General features: G+C 66.3%; 13 protein-coding genes. 5 read left to right on the top strand and 8 right to left on the bottom strand.

What is annotated here, in order from left to right; translation table 11 throughout:
* Window positions 1–542: 542 nt before the first annotated feature.
* A complete protein-coding gene (locus DYQ94_RS01835) occupies window positions 543–1199 on the top strand; it encodes a thiopurine S-methyltransferase (protein WP_126965540.1) in 657 nt (218 codons plus the stop codon).
* A gap of 264 nt (window positions 1200–1463) precedes the next feature.
* Here DYQ94_RS01835 and bfr read toward each other — a convergent pair whose 3' ends face one another.
* Complete coding sequence (bfr, locus tag DYQ94_RS01830) at window positions 1464–1949, bottom strand: bacterioferritin (RefSeq protein ID WP_039511630.1); 486 nt, start codon at window positions 1947–1949, stop codon at window positions 1464–1466.
* A gap of 146 nt (window positions 1950–2095) precedes the next feature.
* Between bfr and DYQ94_RS01825 the strand changes: the two genes are divergently transcribed.
* The 3 genes from DYQ94_RS01825 to hpaM all read left to right on the top strand — a co-directional run bounded on the left by DYQ94_RS01825 (window position 2096) and on the right by hpaM (window position 8148).
* Complete coding sequence (locus DYQ94_RS01825) at window positions 2096–4498, top strand: penicillin acylase family protein (protein ID WP_184428988.1); 2403 nt, start codon at window positions 2096–2098, stop codon at window positions 4496–4498.
* A gap of 214 nt (window positions 4499–4712) precedes the next feature.
* Complete coding sequence (locus tag DYQ94_RS01820; protein ID WP_126965538.1) at window positions 4713–6857, top strand: TonB-dependent siderophore receptor; 2145 nt, start codon at window positions 4713–4715, stop codon at window positions 6855–6857.
* A gap of 241 nt (window positions 6858–7098) precedes the next feature.
* Complete coding sequence (gene hpaM / locus DYQ94_RS01815) at window positions 7099–8148, top strand: type III secretion-associated outer membrane-bound protein HpaM (protein WP_046342179.1); 1050 nt, start codon at window positions 7099–7101, stop codon at window positions 8146–8148.
* Between the two features lie 68 nt (window positions 8149–8216).
* Here the strand turns inward: hpaM and asnB are convergent, their stop codons facing one another.
* Window positions 8217–9911, bottom strand: coding sequence for an asparagine synthase B (gene asnB, locus DYQ94_RS01810; RefSeq protein WP_126965537.1), 1695 nt, complete (start codon window positions 9909–9911; stop codon window positions 8217–8219).
* A gap of 361 nt (window positions 9912–10272) precedes the next feature.
* Here asnB and DYQ94_RS01805 point away from each other — a divergent pair, with 361 nt between their 5' ends.
* The gene (locus tag DYQ94_RS01805) at window positions 10273–11145 is read left to right on the top strand and encodes a tetratricopeptide repeat protein (protein WP_024938897.1); all 873 of its coding nucleotides are present in this window, start codon (window positions 10273–10275) and stop codon (window positions 11143–11145) included.
* A gap of 214 nt (window positions 11146–11359) precedes the next feature.
* Here the strand turns inward: DYQ94_RS01805 and dapE are convergent, their stop codons facing one another.
* The 6 genes from dapE to map form a co-directional block, all read right to left on the bottom strand.
* On the bottom strand, window positions 11360–12490 hold the full coding sequence (gene dapE / locus DYQ94_RS01800) for a succinyl-diaminopimelate desuccinylase (protein ID WP_054591602.1): 1131 nt from the start codon (window positions 12488–12490) through the stop codon (window positions 11360–11362).
* A 111-nt stretch (window positions 12491–12601) separates the two neighbouring features.
* Window positions 12602–12958 carry an arsenate reductase gene (locus tag DYQ94_RS01795; protein ID WP_039528236.1) on the bottom strand — a complete coding sequence of 119 codons (357 nt, stop codon included), beginning with the start codon at window positions 12956–12958 and terminating at the stop codon, window positions 12602–12604.
* The gene (locus DYQ94_RS01790; protein ID WP_160954883.1) at window positions 12955–13428 is read right to left on the bottom strand and encodes a hypothetical protein; all 474 of its coding nucleotides are present in this window, start codon (window positions 13426–13428) and stop codon (window positions 12955–12957) included. Before DYQ94_RS01790 ends, DYQ94_RS01795 begins: the two co-directional genes overlap by 4 nt.
* Window positions 13425–14591, bottom strand: a complete 1167-nt coding sequence (gene dapD, locus DYQ94_RS01785) for a 2,3,4,5-tetrahydropyridine-2,6-dicarboxylate N-succinyltransferase (RefSeq protein ID WP_160954884.1) — start codon at window positions 14589–14591, stop codon at window positions 13425–13427. The genes DYQ94_RS01790 and dapD overlap by 4 nt, the downstream gene beginning before the upstream one ends.
* A gap of 22 nt (window positions 14592–14613) precedes the next feature.
* Complete coding sequence (locus DYQ94_RS01780) at window positions 14614–17223, bottom strand: [protein-PII] uridylyltransferase (RefSeq protein WP_126965533.1); 2610 nt, start codon at window positions 17221–17223, stop codon at window positions 14614–14616.
* Window positions 17220–17996, bottom strand: a complete 777-nt coding sequence (gene map, locus DYQ94_RS01775) for a type I methionyl aminopeptidase (protein ID WP_039520326.1) — start codon at window positions 17994–17996, stop codon at window positions 17220–17222. Before map ends, DYQ94_RS01780 begins: the two co-directional genes overlap by 4 nt.
* Window positions 17997–18195: the final 199 nt, after the last annotated feature.

Genomic DNA, 18195 nt, shown 5'->3' with positions numbered 1-18195 from the left:
TTTACTGAGGCGCGGCAAAAGGTGGACGGGCTGGAAGTGCAGTAACGGTGATTCGCTGACGCGCCGCGCGATGGCGCGCTGGCCGTGCGGTCTTGAGCGACCCACAAATCTACCGCCAGCTGGACGCTGCCGGCGTTAGGGCATCGCGCCCTCGGCCAGGTTGGCTTGCAACGGCGAGGTCACGCTGAGGCTCAAGCTCTGCATTGCCTTGAGAGGTAATCGAACGGTGCGGATGCGTCGGCTGTAGAGCGAGAGACTGCGGCCTTGCTGCAGGGCCCTTGTCCGCCCACCATCGCAGGACACGCCGCAAGTACATCCCTGTAGGCTCTTACGCGGCATCCATGCCGCGTAAGGTCCCGCGACGGTGGGCGGACAAGGACCGGTCGAGATGGTCGGTATGGGTGGTTGTGAGCGCGGCGTGCGTGGTTGTGCGCAGTGCATGGCGCGCGGCGGTGTGGTGTGATCGCTTCCTTTCGATCTGCAGTGTGAGTGCCATTGGCTGCATCACGGCACTCGCCAACGCAAACCAACAAGACAACATCATGGACACAGATTTCTGGCTGCAACGTTGGCAGAACGGTCAGACCGGCTTCCATCAGGACCAGGTGATGCCGTTGCTGCAAAAGCACTGGCCGGGGTTGCAGCTGCCGCAGGCTGCCCGCGTGCTGGTGCCGTTATGCGGCAAGACGCTGGACCTGCACTGGTTGGCCGCACAAGGCCATCGCGTGCTGGGCGTGGAGATATCGCCGCTGGCGGTGACGCAATTCTTCGCTGATGCCGGCCTGCAACCGCAGCGCCACAGCAGCCGCGCGGGCGAGCACTTTATCGCCGGCCCGATCGAAATCATCTGCGGCGACGCGTTTGCACTGGAGCCAAGCGTGCTGGCCGATTGCAGCGCCGTCTACGACCGCGCCGCATTGATCGCCCTGCCGGCCGGCTTGCGCCAACAGTATCTGCACACCACGTACGCGCGCCTGCCTGCGGGATGCCGCGGGCTGTTGATCACCCTGGAATACCCGCAGGCCGAAAAGGCCGGGCCGCCGTTTTCGGTGGACGCTGCCGCGGTGCACGCACTGTTCGACACGCAATGGCAGGTGCAGCAACTGGAACGCCGCGACATCCTCGATCAGGAGCCGCGCTTCCGTGCCGATGGCGTCACCGCCCTGTCGACCGGCGTCTATCGTCTGCAACGCAACTGACGGTCGCGGGCGAACTTTGTCATCGACGATCGCTGCCGCCGGCGCAGCAGACGTTGCACAGGCAGCGCAGCGCGCGCCGATCAGGACCGCGCGGCGTTGCGCCACGCAATGGTTCGCACAACAGCGAAATGCGCGAGCAACACCGCCGCAGACCGCCGGCAGCTGACGCAGACCACGCAGCAAGGCAACGCACCGGGCGGCACCTGCCGATTGCAACCCTGCACTGCGCCTGCTCGGCGGCTGCGCAGTGCCCAGTCACCGGGCTCAGCCGGCGACGTGGCCCTTGTCGATCTTCGAGGTCTGATACAGCTCCAGGCCGATCCGCTTGATCAGGCCAAGCTGCTGCTCTAGCCACCAGGCGTGGTCTTCTTCGGTGTCCTGCAGCTGCTTGAGCAGGATGTCGCGGCTGACGTAATCGCCGTGCTCTTCGCACAGCTTCATGCCAGCGGCGAGATTGGCGCGCACTTCGTATTCCACGACCAGGTCGCGCTCGAGCATCTCCACCACGGTCTTGCCTGGCGCAAACTCGGCCGGCCGCATGTCCGGGTCGCCTTCCAGGAACAGGATGCGCCGCAGCAGCGCATCGGCGTGCTCGGTCTCCTCTTCCATTTCGTGGTTGATGCGCTCGTACAGCGCCATCAGGCCCTGGTCCTCGTAACGGCGCGAGTGCAGGAAATACTGGTCGCGTGCCGCCAGTTCGCCGCGCAGCAGCTGCTTGAGGTAGTCGACGACTTCGGGATGGCCTTTCATGATGTGCTCCAGCGACGCAATGCGCGCATGGTGCCCTAAGCCGCAGCGCAATGATCTAATCGGAATCACTTTCAGTTGCGCTTGCGGCCGGACCCGCCACGGTCATGACCGGCCACCACACTGTGACCGAACTCAAGGACTCGACAATGCGCAAATGGCTGGGCCGGCTGCTGCTGGCAATCGTGGTGTTGATCGTGGCGGCCGTGCTGGCCGTGTATCTGCTGATGCGTGGCAGCCTGCCGCAGCTGGATGGCAACAGCGCATTGCAGGGCCTGGCGGCACCGGTCAGCGTGCAACGCGACCGGCGTGGTGTGGTCACCATCGATGCGGCCAGCCAGGTCGATGCCATGCGCGCACTCGGCTATGTGCACGCGCAGGAGCGCTACTTCGAGATGGACCTGATGCGCCGCGCACCGGCCGGCGAGTTGTCCGAGCTGTTCGGCGCCGCAGCGCTGGACCTGGACAAACGCAATCGCGTGCACCGGCTGCGCGCCCGCGTGCATGCCAGCCTGGATGTCGCCGCCGGCAGCCAGCGCGCCGCGCTGCTGGCCTATACCGAGGGCGTCAATGCCGGGCTGGCTGCACTGCGCGTGCGCCCTTGGCCGTACCTGTTGCTGCGGCAGACACCGCGCGCGTGGACGCTGGACGACTCCATCCTCACCGGCATGGCGATGTATGCCGACCTGCAGGACAACGACAACCAGACCGAACTGGCTGCCGCCCGCATCCGTGCGGTGGTGCCGGCGGCGCTGGCGGCATTGCTCGACCATCAAGGCTCCAGCTGGGATGCGCCGCTGTTCGGCCCCGCGCAAGGCGACGCCGTGCTGCCCGACGCCGCCACGCTGGATCTGCGCCGCCTGCCGCATGCAGCCGCCACCGCAGGCGCCGAGCCGCCGACGCCGGGCAGCAACAACTTCGCCGTGGACGGCAGCCTCACCAGCGACGGCCGCGCCATCGTCGCCGACGACATGCACCTGGGCATGCGCGCGCCCAACATCTGGTTCCGCGCACGCCTGCGTTACCCGGACACCAGTGCGCCCGACGGCAAGGTGGACGTCACCGGTTTCACCCTGCCCGGCTTGCCGGCGGTGGTGGTCGGCAGCAACGGGCATGTGGCCTGGGCCTTTACCAACAGCTACATCGACACCGCCGACTTTGCGCGGATTGCGCCGGCCACGCCGGGTCATCCGCAAGCGCTCACCACCCATGTCGAGACCATTCGCGTGGCCGGCGCCGCGCCGGTGCGTTTTGCGGTGCGCGAGAGCGCCTGGGGCCCGGTCCTGCACGACAACGCCGATGGCAGCCTGCTCGCACTGCGCTGGGCTGCGCAGCTGCCCGGCGCGATCCGGCTGGACTTTGCGCAGATGAGTACGGCGGCCGATGTGCAGGCCGCCTTTGCAGTGGCCGATCGCTCGGGCATTCCGGCACAGAACCTGTTGCTGGCCGATCGCAGCGGGCGTATCGCCTGGCGGTTGATCGGTGCGCGCCCGGTGCGCAATGCCGGCTGTGGCCCGGGCGGCATCGCCGAACTGGCAAGCTCGGCGCAGGGTGCGGACGCGGCATCGCCTTCGGTTGCGGCAACGGCGGCATCGGCGCAGGGCGGCTGCCTGCCCTGGCCGGTGCGCAGCGACGCTGCCCCCGCCCTGATCGATCCTCCCTCGCACCGGCTCTGGACCGCCAACAGCCGCGTCGTCGATGCGCAGCAGTTGGCCACGCTCGGCAATGCCGGCTACGACCTGGGTGCGCGTGCGCAGCAGATCCGCGACGACTTGTTCGCCAGGCAACGTTTCAACGAGCTGGACCTGCTCGCCATCCAGCTCGACGATCGCGCCGTGCTGCTCACGCGGTGGTGGCAGTTGTTGCGCAGCGTGGTCGAGCACAGCAAGGACCCGGCCTTGCAGCAGATCGAAGCCGCCACCCGGCAGTGGGACGGGCACGCATCCACCCGCTCGACCAGCTACCGCATCGTGCGCGGCTTTCGCGGCATGACCATCGATGCAGTGGAAGCCGGCCTGCTGGCGCCGGCAAAAGCCGCGCTCGGCAAGGACTTCCTGCCGCCGCGTCGCGCCCAGCTGGAAGGCATCGTCTGGCCGTTGCTGCAGCAGCGGCCGGCGCATCTGCTGCCGCCCGCCTACGCAAACTGGGATCAGCTGCTTGCCGAGGCTGCACGCAATGCGCAGACCGATCTCGCTGCGCAGGACGGCGCCTTGAGCGAACGCACCTGGGGCGAACGCAACACCGCTGCCATCTGTCACCCGATCGCGCGCGCATTGCCTGCGCTCGCCAAGCGCTGGCTGTGCATGCCGCCCGACCAACTGCCAGGCGATCGCGACATGCCGCGCGTGCAAGGCCCGGCCTTCGGCGCCTCCGAACGCATGGTGGTGTCGCCCGGCCACGAACAGGACGGCATCGTGCACATGCCGGGCGGCCAGAGCGGACACCCCTTGTCGCCGTTCTGGGGCGCAGGCCACGACGATTGGGTACACGGCCGGCCGACCCCGTTCCTGCCGACCGCGACCCGCTACACGCTGCAATTGCAGCCGAAATAGGCGTGGTCATTGCTGTCTCGAGCGTCGACACAGGTTTCGACCGTCGTTGGGGCTGGACGAACGCAAAATCGGTGTCTGCGTTCTGCCGATCGCACCTCGCACCTCGCACATCTGGATACCCAAGTACCCGCAGCCACGCCCGCCTACCGATCTGCCCAATCAAGCGAGCACAACATGCTAAGATGCATTTGATAACCATTCCCATTAGTGACCAATGCGCCCCACGCTCCTTGTCACCGCGCTCGCCGCTGTCTTGGCGTTACCTTCGCCCTGCGCCTTCGCCCAACAACACACCAGCACCTCGGCAACCGTCACCGACCTCGATGGCGTCGACGTCGTCGGCCGTGCGCAGACGTTGTACAAATCCGACGACGCCGCGGTGGCCACACGCACCGATACGCCGTTGTCGCTGGTGCCGCAGTCGGTGCAGGTGCTGCCGCGCGAACTGATCGACGACCAGGCCGCGCGCCAGATCACCGACCTGTATCGCAGCATCAGCGGCATCAGTTTCTTCAGCTATGCCGGCGTCACCCTGCGCGGATTCCGCCAGGAAAACGTGCTCTACGACGGATTGCGTGGCGATCCGTATGCCGGCTTCTCGGTGCCGCAGCTGTTCAATATCGAACGCGTGGAAGTGCTCAAGGGCCCGGCCGGTGCGTTGTACGGCGGCGGCGAACCCGGTGGCGTCATCAATTACGTCACCCGCAAGCCCGGCCATCAGGCCGCGCGTCGGGTGGAGCTGCAGGTGGGCAATCAATCCTTCGGGGCGGCCTCGTTCGAGGCCACCGGGCCGGCACGCGAAGACGGGCGCATTCGCTACCGCGTTGGCGCCTATGCCGATGGCGAGGATGGCTTTCGCCGCAACACCGATAGCCAGAGCCAGATCGGCGATGCGTCGGTGGCGTTCGACATCGGCCAGACCGGCGAGCTCACGCTGCAGTACACCGACATCACCCAGAACCTGGGCGGCAATCGCCTGCGCGGCGTGCCGGTGGACGACGACGGCAACTTCCTCACCGACCGTCGCTGGAACCACAACGAGCCCACCGATTTCCTCGACATGCGCGCCAAGGTGGCGTTCGCGCAGTACCGCTTTGCGCCGTCGGATGCATGGGATGTGGACATGGCGATGCGCTGGTTCAAGAACGACGAGCATCAGATCTATCACGAGCCGATGGGTCTGATCGACCGCGATGGCGACGGCACCGCCGAATGGATGACGCGGCAGCTGCGCAACCAGTTCCGCGACAACGATGCGATTTCCAGCAACGTCAATGCGGTGTTCCGCACCCGCATCGGCGCGATCGAGCACAAGCTGCTGATGGGCGCGGACTACTATCGGCTGGATGCGGATTTCCGCGCGCAGACCGCCAACACCGCAGACACCGGCCGCGTGCGTGGGCCGGTGCAGGGCATCGACCTGTTCAACCCGGTGTATGGACGCAGCGGCTTCTACGACTACGGCCTGGACAGCCTGCCCTGGCGCGCCACCAGCACCCGCAGCCAGCGCTATGGGGCGTATCTGCAGGACGAACTCACGCTGACGCCGCGCTGGTTTGCGATGGCCGGACTGCGTTGGGACGGCTTCAAGGACGACAACCGTCTGGACGGCTCGCGCGTCACCGGCAACGATCTCAGCTGGCGTGTGGGCAGCACCTTCGTGCTGCGCGATGGCATCAACGCGTATGCGAGTTATGCCAGCGGCTTCCTGCCGCAGGATGCGGCCAATCAGGACAGCAGCGTCGGCGGGCCGTTCGATCCCGAGCGCAGCACACAGTGGGAAGTGGGCCTGAAGACCGCGCTCAACGATGGCGGGCTGACGCTCAACACCGCGCTGTATCGCATCGAACGCAGCAATATCGTGCAGGCCAACGGCAGTATCGTCGATGGCGTCAATCAGCTCTCCGCGCTCGGCCTGGTACGCAGCGAGGGCCTGGAAGTGGATCTGCTGGCCGACCTCACCGAACGCTGGGTGCTCAACCTGACGTACGCCTACAACGATGCACGCGTGCTTGATGCGGGCACCAACGGCATCACCAATGCGTCCGGCGACCGCTTCGCCAATGCACCGCGCAACACCTTCGGTCTGTGGACGCGCTACGACCTGCCGGCCTGGAACTCGGCAATTGCCTTCGGTGCCGACTACGTGGGCGAGCGGGTCAGCCTGGAAGGCCAGCGCGTCAAGCCGTACGCCATCTTCGACATCAGCTGGCAGACGCAATGGGAAGCCTGGAAACTGCAGGTCAACGTCAAGAACCTGTTCGACAAGGTCTACGCCGCCAGCGGGTTCACCGAACGCACCGGGCACTTTCCTGGCGAACCGCGCCGTATCTACGCGCAGCTGGCCTACAGCTTTTAAGCGGGGCGAACAGGCGCCTGCCCGGGCCTTGGGCGATGCTGCAACTGTGACGCTGGTCGGCCAAAGCGGCCGCTGCACGCACAGTTGCGACCTCGACCACGGCCGTGCAATGAACCTGCGCCGAATCAGGCAGGCCGGAATCAGCCAGACTTTAACGTCCGGTGGGACACACTAGAGGCCGTCGCGATCTGCAGCGTGTTTGCGCACGATCGCCCTCCTCCCCCCACTGACCGGAATCCGCATGCCTCAGCTTGCCCGCTCCGTTTCCGCCCTGTTGCCCCTGCTCGTTGCCACTGCCTGCTCGGCAGCGCCGCCCGCCAAATCCGGCCCACCGGATGCGCCGGTCGCCGCCTGTACCGCCAAGCTGCGCCCCGGGCAGGATCTGCAGAAAGCCATCGACAAGCTCCCGCAAGGTGATGCACCTGCGGTGCTGTGCCTGGAAAAAGGCGAATTTCCGCTCAACGGCCTGGTCTCGATCCACCGCGGCAATCTCGTCTTGCGCGGCAAGGGCCCGACCACGGTACTGCGCATGGCTGATGGCGTGCAGCAACCGGCGCTGGTGGTCGGCGACTACGAAAACCAGCAGCCGACCGGCGTGATCCGCAATGTCAGCATCGAAGACATGCAGATCGTCGCCAGCACCGGCGACAAGGAATTCATGCCCGAGCGTCCGTACCTGAGCAATAGCGCGGTGGTGGTGCGTTCCGGCCAGGGCATCCGGCTGGCCGGCCTGCAGGTCAACAAGTGCCGCAGTGCCTGCCTGCTGAGCGAGTACGACACCCGCGAGATCACCATCGAAAACAACGATGTGTCCGGCGCGATCTGGGACGGCGTGTCGTTCAACCGCACCGCCAAGGTCACCATGGTCAACAACTACATCCACGACAACGTGGCTGCAGGCCTGACCACCGAGCATCTGGAAGACAGCGAGATCCGCAACAACCGCTTCGAGCGCAACGGCAGCCAGGGCATCTATCTGTCCGACGCGCGCCGCAACCGCTTCAGCAACAATCAGTTCGACGGCAACAAGGTCGCCGGCGTGTTCCTGGCCTGCGCCATCCGCTATCGCACACCGGAAATCCTGTGCTGGGACAACAGCATGAGCCAGGACAACGTGTTCGAGAACAACCGCTTCTCCAATACGCCGTTCACCTACACCATCGGTGTGGACCGCGCTGCCAACTGCACGGCGGCCGACTTCAAGCCGAACCTGTGGCGCAACAACCAGGCCGACGTGGCAGGCGTGGATATCGAGCCGCAGCGCTACGGATACTGCGTGCGCCACGAGTAATCGCCACCGCGGCCGGCAGCGCGTGAGCGCATGCGGGCCGCTGGAGTTTCAACTCCGATGCAGCAGCGTTATGACGCCAAGGCCTGCTCGTGCACGCCGGCAATCGCACGGCCGGACGGGTCGGCCATCGCGGCGAAGCTGGCATCCCAGGCGATCGCAGTCGGCGACGAACACGCGATCGACTTGCCGCCCGGCACCGTCTCCGCAGCCGCCTGGCTGGGGAAGAACTGTTCGAACAGCGTGCGATAGAAATAGGCTTCCTTGGTCTGCGGCGGATTGACCGGAAAGCGCTTGGAGGCGGCGGCCAGTTCGCGGTCGCTGACATGCGCGGCGGCATGCGCCTTGAGCCCATCGATCCAGCCATAGCCCACGCCATCGCTGAACTGCTCTTTCTGCCGCCACAGGATCGATTCGGGCAGATAGCCGGCAAACGCTTCGCGCAACACGCCCTTTTCCATCCGCGCAGCGCCGCTGCTGGTCTTGTCGATCATCTTGAAGCTGGCGTCCATGCGCATGGCCACGTCAAGGAACTCGCGATCCAGGAACGGCACGCGTGGCTCCACGCCCCAGGCCATCATCGACTTGTTGGCGCGCAGGCAATCGTAGTTGTTGAGTGCATCCAGTTTGCGTACCAGTTCCTCATGGAATTCGCGTGCGTTGGGTGCCTTGTGGAAATACAGATAGCCGCCGAAGATTTCATCGCTGCCTTCGCCCGACAGCACCATCTTCACGCCCATCGCCTTGATGCGCCGCGCCAGCAGGAACATCGGCGTGGAGGCGCGAATGGTGGTGACGTCATAGGTCTCGATATGGCGGATGACCTCGGGCAGCGCATCCAGGCCCTCCTCGAAGCTGTACTCGAAGCCGTGATGCACGGTGCCCAGTGCGGCGGCGGCGACTTCGGCGGCGGCCAAGTCCGGCGAGCCTTTCAAGCCGATTGCGAAAGAATGCAGGCGCGGCCACCAGGCTTCGGTGGTGTCGTTCTCCTCGATGCGATGACGTGCATAGCGTGCGGCCACCGCGGCGACCAGCGACGAATCCAGTCCGCCGGACAGCAGCACGCCGTACGGCACATCGGTCATCAACTGACGGTGCACCGCACGCTCGAAGGCCTCACGCAATTCCTGCAACTGCACCTGCACGCCTTCCACCTCGGCGTATTCGCGCCAGGAGCGCTCGTAATAGCGACTCAGTGCGCCGGTGGCGCTGTCGTACCAATGGCCGGGCGGGAACTGCGCCGCATCGGCGCAATCATCCACCAGCGATTTCAGTTCGGAAGCCACCCGCAAGCGGCCTTCACGATCATGGCCCCAGTACAGCGGCACCACGCCGATCGGGTCGCGCGCGATGATCACCCGCCCGGCCGCCTTGTCCCATAGCGCGAACGCAAAGATGCCGTTGAGGCGGTTGAGGTAGGAGGCTGGCGCATCCTCGCGGTACAGCGCGTTGATCACCTCGCAATCGGAGCCGGTCTGGAAGGCGTATGGCTGCACCAGCTCCTGCTTGAGCTCGCGATGGTTGTAGATCTCGCCATTCACCGCGAGCGCAAGCGCGCCATCTTCTGACAACAAGGGCTGCGAGCCGCCAGCCGGGTCGACGATGGCCAGCCGCTCGTGCACCAGGATCGCACCGGCGTCGACATACACGCCGCTCCAGTCCGGGCCGCGGTGACGCTGCCGCTGCGAACATTCCAGCGCCTGCCGGCGCAATACCTGCAGATCGTCACCGGGTTGCAGGCCGAAAATACCGAAGATGGAACACATGGAAACACTCCTGGATGAAACTGCGGGGGTTGGCGGCCGGTGGAAGAGCGTGCTGCACGAGAATGACACCCATAAAAAAACCCGCATCGGCCGATGCGGGTTTTCTGATTCCTGGGCGTTTGGTTTTACTTCGCCTAGTCGCAGACCCGCATCGGCCGCGCACGATTGTTCGCGCGCAGATTGTTGCGGTTGGCGTTATTGACGAGGTTGGGCAGGAGCGATGACATGACTCGACCGTATCCCGCTTTCGATGGCGGCGCAACTGTTGCGATGGCAACCAAGCCCGGCATCGCAGACCACGCCGCGGTCGCACCGGCGTATTGCGAGGATAATGACCGCCCCAACAATCGGCAGTAATGGAATGACCCCACGCATCGGACGCATGCCGCCCCTGGCCCTGTTGCTTGCAGTGTTGCTGCAGGCCTGCAGCAGCGCCCCTCCACGCACCGATCCAGTCTATCTGCAGCAGCTGGAACAACACGCGGCCGATGGCAGTTTCGACAGCGCGTGGAATGCGGCCGAACGCCTGGAGGCACGCAACGACCCGCGCGCCATCCACTGGTACGAACGTGCCGCTGCGATCGCCCCGTGGACGTTCCGCAACACCCGCGCCGAACTGGCGCTGGGACGGATCTGGGCAAGCGGGACGCTCTTCCATCCCGACAGCCCGTACATCGACCAACGCGTCGCATTACGTGCGTCGCCGCGCAAGGGCGAGCACTGGTACCTGGCAGCGGCCATGCATGGAAACCCGTATGCCATCGCCGAGCTCGCCAAGTTTCACCGCGACCGTGGGGAGGCGGCTGCGGCGTTGCGCTGGGATCTGCGCGCGACGATCTATGAGCGCTCCGCATCAGGATCGTCGGGGCTTCCCGCCGCCATCGCGCCAAGTGAAGGTGCATTGCACCCGCTGGTACGCGACATCCAGCGCCGCGCCCGTAACGGCGATGCCGAGGCGCAGGTCGATCTTGGCGCACTCCATGAAAAAGGAATGGGTGGCGTGGACAGAGATGGTACGGAGGCGCTGCGCTGGTACCGGCGCGCGGCGGACCAGGGCAATGTGTATGGTCAGTATTTCTCTGGTCTGCTGCTCGGACGCGGCAGCAGCGGCGTGACGCGCGACGTGGAGACGGCGGCAACCTGGTTTGCCAAGGCGTCCGCACAGACGTTCTATATCGCGGACGAATCGCATTGGCGCGAGGCGATCAAACCGCCGTTCTGGACGTTCGACTAGCCCCCCGAGCCTTGTGCGTCCATGCCACCTAGCAATGCAATGCAATGCAATGCAATGCAATGCAAGCGCGATGCTGCTGCAATCCCAAAGATCTTAGTGCAGCTTGGCGATGCCCGCGTCGCGCAGCAGCATCGGCATGCCGCAGCTGAACGCATGCCGTGCGCTGGCTGCGTAGTGTGTAAACCAGCGCGTGGCATGGGCATGTCCTGGCAACTCAGACCAGCAGGCGTTCGATCAGCGTGCGGTACAACGCCGGCAGCGCTTCCAGATCGGCCACGCGCACATGCTCGTCGACCTGGTGGATGCTGGCGTTGACCGGGCCGACCTCGATGCATTGCGCGCCCAGCGGCGCGATGAAGCGCGCATCGGAGGTGCCGCCGCCGGTGCTTTCTTCCGGCGGTGCGCCGGCAAACTGCCCCAATACCTCGCGTGCGACGCTGCGCAGGCGGCCTTCCGGTGTGTAGAACGGCTCGCCGCTGCGATGCCAGCGCAGCGCATAGTCCAGCCCGTGGCGATCCAGCAATGCGGTGATTTCCGCTTCCAGCCGCGGCGCATCCCACAGCGGGGTGTAGCGCAGATTGAAGGCCACCTGCAGCTCGCCCGGAATCACGTTATTGGCGCCGGTGCCGGCATGGATGTTCGACACCTGCAGGCTGGTCGGCGGAAAACTCTCGAAACCCTCGTCCCACTGCCGCGCCACCAGCTCGGCCAAGGCCGGCGCGGCCAGATGGATCGGATTGCGCGCCTTATGCGGATACGCCACGTGCCCCTGCACGCCTTTCACCGTCAGCGTGCCGGACAGACTGCCGCGGCGGCCCACGCGCAGCAGGTCGCCCAGCCGTTCGGTGGACGACGGCTCGCCGGTGATGCACCAGTCGATCGCCTGCCCGCGCGCACGGAACAGCTCGGCCACGCGTCGCACGCCGTCGATGGCATCGCCTTCTTCATCGGAGGTCAGCAACACCGCCAGCGTGCCGGCATGCTGCGGATGGGCGGCGACGAACTGTTCGGCAGCGATCGCGAAGGCGGCCACGCTGCCCTTCATGTCGGCCGTGCCGCGTCCGTACAGCACACCATCGCGGATCTGCGGATCGAACGGATCGCTGGTCCAGGCCTCGCGCGGCCCCGGCGGCACCACATCGGTGTGGCCAAGCAGCACCAGCACCGGCGCACCGCTGCCATGCGTGGCCCACAGATTGTCGACCTGGCCCAGGCGCAGATGCTCGCAAGCGAATCCGGCAGCCTCCAGGCGTTGCGCGAGCAGCACCTGGCAGCCGGCGTCGTCCGGTGTCACCGAGGCACGTGCGATCAGCTCACAGGTCAGTTGCAGTACGTCGCTGGTCATGCTCGTCCTTCCTATAAAAGATGCAGCTGGGCCGCGGGCATCAGCAGGTCGCCTGCCGTCCACGCCCCCGCCCCGCACAGGCCTGTACGGACCGATGACGCGGTGGCACCATCAGGCGATGTTGAAGCGTGCCTTGAACCCGTTGTCGGAGAAGCCCTGGCTGAGCGCGCCATCGTCGCTCACCACCACCGGGCGGCGGATCAATTGCGGGTATTCGCGCAGCAGCAGCTTCCATTCGGCGTCCGAACCCGGCGTCTTCTTGTTGTCGGGCAACTGGCGCCAGGTGGTCGAGGACTTGTTGATCAAGGCCTCGAATCCGCCGGCCTTGCCGGCCCAATCCAGCAACGTCTCCGGCGCGGGCGTGTGCTCGCGGTAGTCGACGAAGCTGTAGGCCACGCCGAAGCGGTCCAGCCACTTGGTCGCCTTCTTGCAGGTGTCGCAGTTCTTCAATCCGTAGAGCGTGGTCATGTCGTCGCCTTTTCGACTCCGCGGCGCGCGCTTGCACGCGCCAACAGGGTGGTTACCAGTTGATCGTGTTCCTGCCCATGGGCGGGCAGGAACACCACATCGGCACGTGTGCCGTGGAATTTCAGCGCCATCCGCCGCGGCGGGATCAGCCATGCGGCATCGACCGAGCGCAGCTCGGCCAGGTCCACACGCTGCGATCGTCCCTGCTGCACGATCTCCAGCGCATCGCCCGCATCGCGGACCTGCGCCCAGCGGCTGGATGCCCATGCCAGACGCAGGGTCATCAGCACCACCAGCGCAGGCGCCAGCCAACGCAGGACCTCCAGCTGCTGCGGCACGCCATCGCGCAACAGCGAGCCGGCCACGTAGAGCGCCACCCATCCCAACCACAGGGCCGGGATGCCCCAACGCACCCAGCCACTGAGCGGCCGCGACAGCATGGTGCCGCGTGCAGGCTGCGCAGTGCTCAATCGGCCAGGCCGCGCAGCAACTCGTTGACGCTGGTCTTGCTGCGCGTCTTGGCATCCACCTGCTTGACGATCACCGCGCAATACAGCGAGTGCGAGCCATCTTTCGACGGCAGCTGGCCGGACACCACCACGCTGTAAGGCGGCACGTAGCCGTAGGAAATCTCGCCGGTGGCGCGGTTGTAGATGCGCGTGCTCTGGCCGATGAACACGCCCATGCCGATCACGCTGTGGTGCCCGATGACCACGCCTTCGACCACTTCCGACCGCGCACCGATGAAGCAATGATCCTCGATGATGGTCGGGCTGGCCTGCAGCGGTTCGAGCACGCCGCCGATGCCGGCGCCGCCGGACAGATGGCAGTGCGCGCCGATCTGCGCACACGACCCCACCGTGGCCCAGGTATCGACCATGGTGCCTTCGCCCACATACGCGCCGATATTGGTGAAGCTCGGCATCAGCACCACGTCCTTGCCGAAATAGCTGCCGCGCCGCGCCACCGCACCCGGCACCACGCGCACGCCGGCCTTGCGGAACTCGGCTTCGCCGAAGCCGGCAAAACGCGACTCCACCTTGTCCCAGAACGGTGCCGGCTGCGCGTCGATCACGGCCATCTCGTTGACGCGGAAATACAGCAGTACGGCCTTCTTCAACCACTCGTTGACGCTCCAGCCGCCCTGCCCGTCCGGCTCGGCGACGCGGAACTCGCCGCTTTCCAGGCCGTCGATGACGCGGGTGACGATGGCACGGGTGGAGCCGTCGATCTCGTCGACGGTCAGGCTGGCGCGGCGCTCGAATGCACTTTCGATGCCGAACTTGAGTTCGTCAGCACCCACCGGCGTTGCAGCGCCGCGCACCGCCTTTTCGGCGATCGGCAGTTTCTTCGCGGCTGCAGCCTTCTTGGCAGCCGGTGCGGACACCACGCTGGCCGGCTGCTTGGCCACACGCGGGGCCGCACTGGTCGCCGGCTTGGTGGCGCTTTTCCTGGTGACCTGCTTGGTAACGCTTTTGCTAGCGGCCACGGGCTTGGCAGCCGCCGTGGTGGCCTTGCGCTTGTCGACGGCCGGCGCCTGGGGCGCCTTGCCGCTCTTGCTCGGCGCGCGCTTGGGCGCTGCGCCGGTGGGGGTCGCGCCCTGCTTGCGCGCGGTCTTCTTGCTGGTGGCCATGGGGGGTCTCCGAACGGACTACTCAGGTGGGATCGAGGCAGGCGCACAGCGCATCGCGCAGCGCCTGCCGGGCGGATTCGGGCAACGGGCGGTCGTGCTCGTCGGTGATCTGGAACTGGTCTTCGGCGCGCTCGCCGAAGGTGGCGATGCGCGCATCGTGCACACGCAGGTGTTGCAGGCGCAGCACATTGGCCACATCGGCCAGCAAGCCTGGGCGATCGGGCGCAACCAGACTGATGCGGGTGCGGCGGCCACCGGCGCTTTCGCTGAACTCCACGCGCGGCGCAAAGCGGAAGTGGCGCAGCTGGCGCGGCACCGCACGCCGCGAGGGACGCACCTTGTGCAGGTCGCCGGCCAGCACCTGGCGCAAGGCCGCGGCCAGGCGCTGCGGGTCGCCATCGGCGGAACTGTCCTGCGGCAGCACCTCGAACACGTCGAAGATCGCATCGTGCGGCGCATCCAGCACGCGGGCGCGATGGATGCCATACCCCTTGCGATCCAGCGTGGCGACGATCGCGGAGAACAACCCATCGCGATCGGGCGAATACACGAACACTTCCAGCGCGTCGTTGTCCGGTACCGCGCGCCGCGCCTTGACCAGGGTCTGGCCGATCTGCACCTCGATCAGCGACACCGCCTGCCAGGCCAGTTGCTCGGGACGGAAGCGCAGGAAGTTTTCATCCGGCATGCCGGCGAACTGGCGGTCGATGGTGGCATCGTCGTGGCCCTGCGCCTGCATCAGCGCGCGGGCGGACTCGCGCGCTTCGCGCAGGCGCTCTTCGCGCGGCGGCGGATGCTCCAGGCCCTCGCGCAGTGCGCGCCGCGCGGCGAAATACAGGTCGGCCAGCAGCCGGTCCTTCCACGCGTTCCACAGCTTGGGGCTGGTGCCGGCGATATCGGCGCAGGTCAGCAGGTACAGGTAATCCAGGCGCTCGCGCGTGCCGACCAGGGTGGCGAAACGGTGGATCACCTCCGGGTCGGAGATGTCCTGCTTCTGCGCGGTCACCGACATGCGCAGATGCTGCTCGACCAGCCAGGCCACCAGCGCGGTATCGCCTTCGCTGAGCCGGTGCGCCTGGCAGAACGCGCGCGCATCCACCGCGCCCAGCTCGGAGTGATCACCGCCGCGGCCCTTGGCGATGTCGTGAAACAGGCCGGCCAGCAGCAGCAATTCCGGCTTGCGCAGGCGCGGCCAGACTTCATGGGTGATCGAAAAACGCTCGTCGGCGCGACCGGCGGCAAACAGCGAGATGTTCCGCAGCACCATCAAGGTGTGCTGGTCCACCGTGTAGACATGGAACAGGTCGAACTGCATGCGCCCGGACACGCTGGCGAATGCCGGAATCCACTGGCCCAGCACGCCCAAACGCGCCATGCGGTTGAGCGACTCCACCGCCCGCGGGCCGCGCAGCAGCGCCATGAAGCGGTCGCGCGCGGTCGCATCGGCGACGTCGTAGGCCGGCAACTCGCGCAGCACCTCGGCCAGCGCGCGCGCCGTCAGCGAATGCAGCCCGCGTACCTCGCGATGCGCCGCCCATTGCGCGAACAGCGCAAAGACCTGCAGCACGTCGCCGCCCGGCCAGTCCTCTGCATCCGCAGCCAGATAGCCGCGGCGCAGACTGAAGCCCTCCCCGAGCGGCTCCGGCACCGCCTCGCCGTCGAACTGTTCTTCGAAACGCTGCAGCAAGCGGTCGCTGATGCGGCGGATCAATGCAGCGCTGCGGTAGAAGCGCTGCATCATCTTTTCCACGCCCAGGCTTTCCGGGTCGTCGGCAAAGCCCAGCCGCTCGGCAAGCGTCTTCTGGTAATCGAACCCCAACCGCTCTTCCGGCCGGTTGGCCACCAGGTGCAGGCCGAAGCGCAAGCGCGCCAGCTCCTCGCGCTCGCGCCGCAGCGCTACGGCCTCGTCGAAACCGACATGGCCCAGCCCGACCAGGGCCTCCAGATCCTTGACCCCGAACGCGCGCAGCGCCATCCAGCCCAGCGTCTGCAGATCGCGCAGGCCGCCGGGGCCGTCCTTGATGTCCGGCTCCAGATTGTCGGCGGTATCGCCGAAGCGCTGGTGCCGCGCCAGCAGCTCTTCGCGCTTGGCCTGAAAGAATTCGCGCGCCGGCCACACCAGTTGCGGCGAGATCGCTGCCGCCAGCGCGGCGCGCGCCTGGCTGCCGGCCACCAGCGGGCGCGACTCGATCAAGGCGGTCAGCACCGTCTGATCGGCCGCCGCGGCGGTGCACTGCGCCGGCGAGCGCACCGCGTGGCTGATCGGCAGGCCCACATCCCACAGCAAGGCGAACAGCCGCGCCAGGGCCTGCTCGTGCTGTTGCTGCACGCCGCTCTCGCCCAGCACCAGCACATCCACATCCGAGCGCGGGAACAGTTCGCCGCGCCCATAGCCACCCACGGCATGCAACGACAGCCCGGCATCGGCCGGAATGCAGCGCGTCCACGCATTGCGCATCAATTGATCGACCGCGCGGGCGCGCAAGGCCACCAGGCGCTCGATCGGCTCGCCCTGGTCGAAGCGCTTGCACAGCCGCATGTCGGCATGCACCAGCAGCGGGCGCGCTTGCGCGGCCCACTCGGCATCGCCGGCGACACCCGGGTCGGGTCGGTCCGCCGGCGTGGCCGTCATACCGGAGCGGGAGCGTTCGGCGACAGCGTCAGCACATCCACGCCGTCTTCGGTCACCGCGACCATGTGTTCCCACTGCGCGGACAACTTGCGGTCCTTGGTCACCACGGTCCAGCCGTCCGGCAGGGTCTTATGGTGGTAGGTGCCTTCGTTGATCATCGGCTCGATGGTGAAGGTCATGCCGGGCTTGAGCACCAGGCCTTCGCCGGGGCGGCCGTAATGCATTACCTGCGGCTCGTCGTGGTAGACCTTGCCAATGCCATGGCCGCAGTAATCGCGCACCACGCTGAAGCGCTCGGCTTCGGCAAATTTCTGGATCGCGTGGCCGACATCGCCCAGCGTTGCACCCGGCTTGACCGCACGGATGCCGCGCCACATCGCCTCGTAGGTGGTTTCCACCAGCCGCTTGGCCATCACCGACGGCGTGCCCACGTAATACATGCGGCTGGTGTCGCCATGCCAGCCGTCCTTGATGACGGTGACGTCGATATTGACGATGTCGCCGTCTTTCAGGACCTTGGCCGCGCTCGGGATGCCGTGACAGATCACGTTGTTGACCGAGGTGCACACGCTCTTGGGAAAGCCGCGGTAGCCGACGTTGGCAGGAATGGTGCCCTGCACGTTGACGATGTGGTCGTGGCAGATGCGGTCCAGCTCGGCCGTGGTCACGCCCGCCTGCACGTACGGCGCCACGACATCGAGCACCTCGGCGGCCAGACGGCCGGCGACCCGCATCAGTTCGATTTCTTCTTTGGTTTTCAGATTGACGCTCATGGCAGCGATTATCGCCGATTCGGGCTGAATCTGAACGACCCGCGCGGTTGTTTTTCATGCCGCAGCCGATCAGGCGCTCAGACGGACCGGGCAGCAGGAATCTGGCGGTACCGCGCATTCATGTGTGACGCACTACCGCGCGCGTCAAAAACTCAATGAACGGGGTCATCCGAGAGACATCGCAATTTCGGGAAAACTC

Origin of the sequence: Xanthomonas sp. LMG 8993 (genome assembly GCF_009835065.2) — a bacterium.
Taxonomy (GTDB): domain Bacteria; phylum Pseudomonadota; class Gammaproteobacteria; order Xanthomonadales; family Xanthomonadaceae; genus Xanthomonas; species Xanthomonas arboricola.
Note: the sequence above shows the minus strand (reverse complement) of the source record. Positions and strands in the feature narration are given on the sequence as shown.

Bases quoted from the DNA above. Each gene is read 5' to 3' on its own strand.
- DYQ94_RS01835 (WP_126965540.1), top strand. From the start codon at position 543: ATGGACACAGATTTCTGGCTGCAACGTTGGCAGAACGGTCAGACCGGC.
- bfr (WP_039511630.1), bottom strand. From the start codon at position 1,949: ATGAAAGGCCATCCCGAAGTCGTCGACTACCTCAAGCAGCTGCTGCGC.
- DYQ94_RS01825 (WP_184428988.1), top strand. From the start codon at position 2,096: ATGCGCAAATGGCTGGGCCGGCTGCTGCTGGCAATCGTGGTGTTGATC.
- DYQ94_RS01820 (WP_126965538.1), top strand. From the start codon at position 4,713: ATGCGCCCCACGCTCCTTGTCACCGCGCTCGCCGCTGTCTTGGCGTTA.
- hpaM (WP_046342179.1), top strand. From the start codon at position 7,099: ATGCCTCAGCTTGCCCGCTCCGTTTCCGCCCTGTTGCCCCTGCTCGTT.
- asnB (WP_126965537.1), bottom strand. From the start codon at position 9,911: ATGTGTTCCATCTTCGGTATTTTCGGCCTGCAACCCGGTGACGATCTG.
- DYQ94_RS01805 (WP_024938897.1), top strand. From the start codon at position 10,273: ATGACCCCACGCATCGGACGCATGCCGCCCCTGGCCCTGTTGCTTGCA.
- dapE (WP_054591602.1), bottom strand. From the start codon at position 12,490: ATGACCAGCGACGTACTGCAACTGACCTGTGAGCTGATCGCACGTGCC.
- DYQ94_RS01795 (WP_039528236.1), bottom strand. From the start codon at position 12,958: ATGACCACGCTCTACGGATTGAAGAACTGCGACACCTGCAAGAAGGCG.
- dapD (WP_160954884.1), bottom strand. From the start codon at position 14,591: ATGGCCACCAGCAAGAAGACCGCGCGCAAGCAGGGCGCGACCCCCACC.
- DYQ94_RS01780 (WP_126965533.1), bottom strand. From the start codon at position 17,223: ATGACGGCCACGCCGGCGGACCGACCCGACCCGGGTGTCGCCGGCGAT.
- map (WP_039520326.1), bottom strand. From the start codon at position 17,996: ATGAGCGTCAATCTGAAAACCAAAGAAGAAATCGAACTGATGCGGGTC.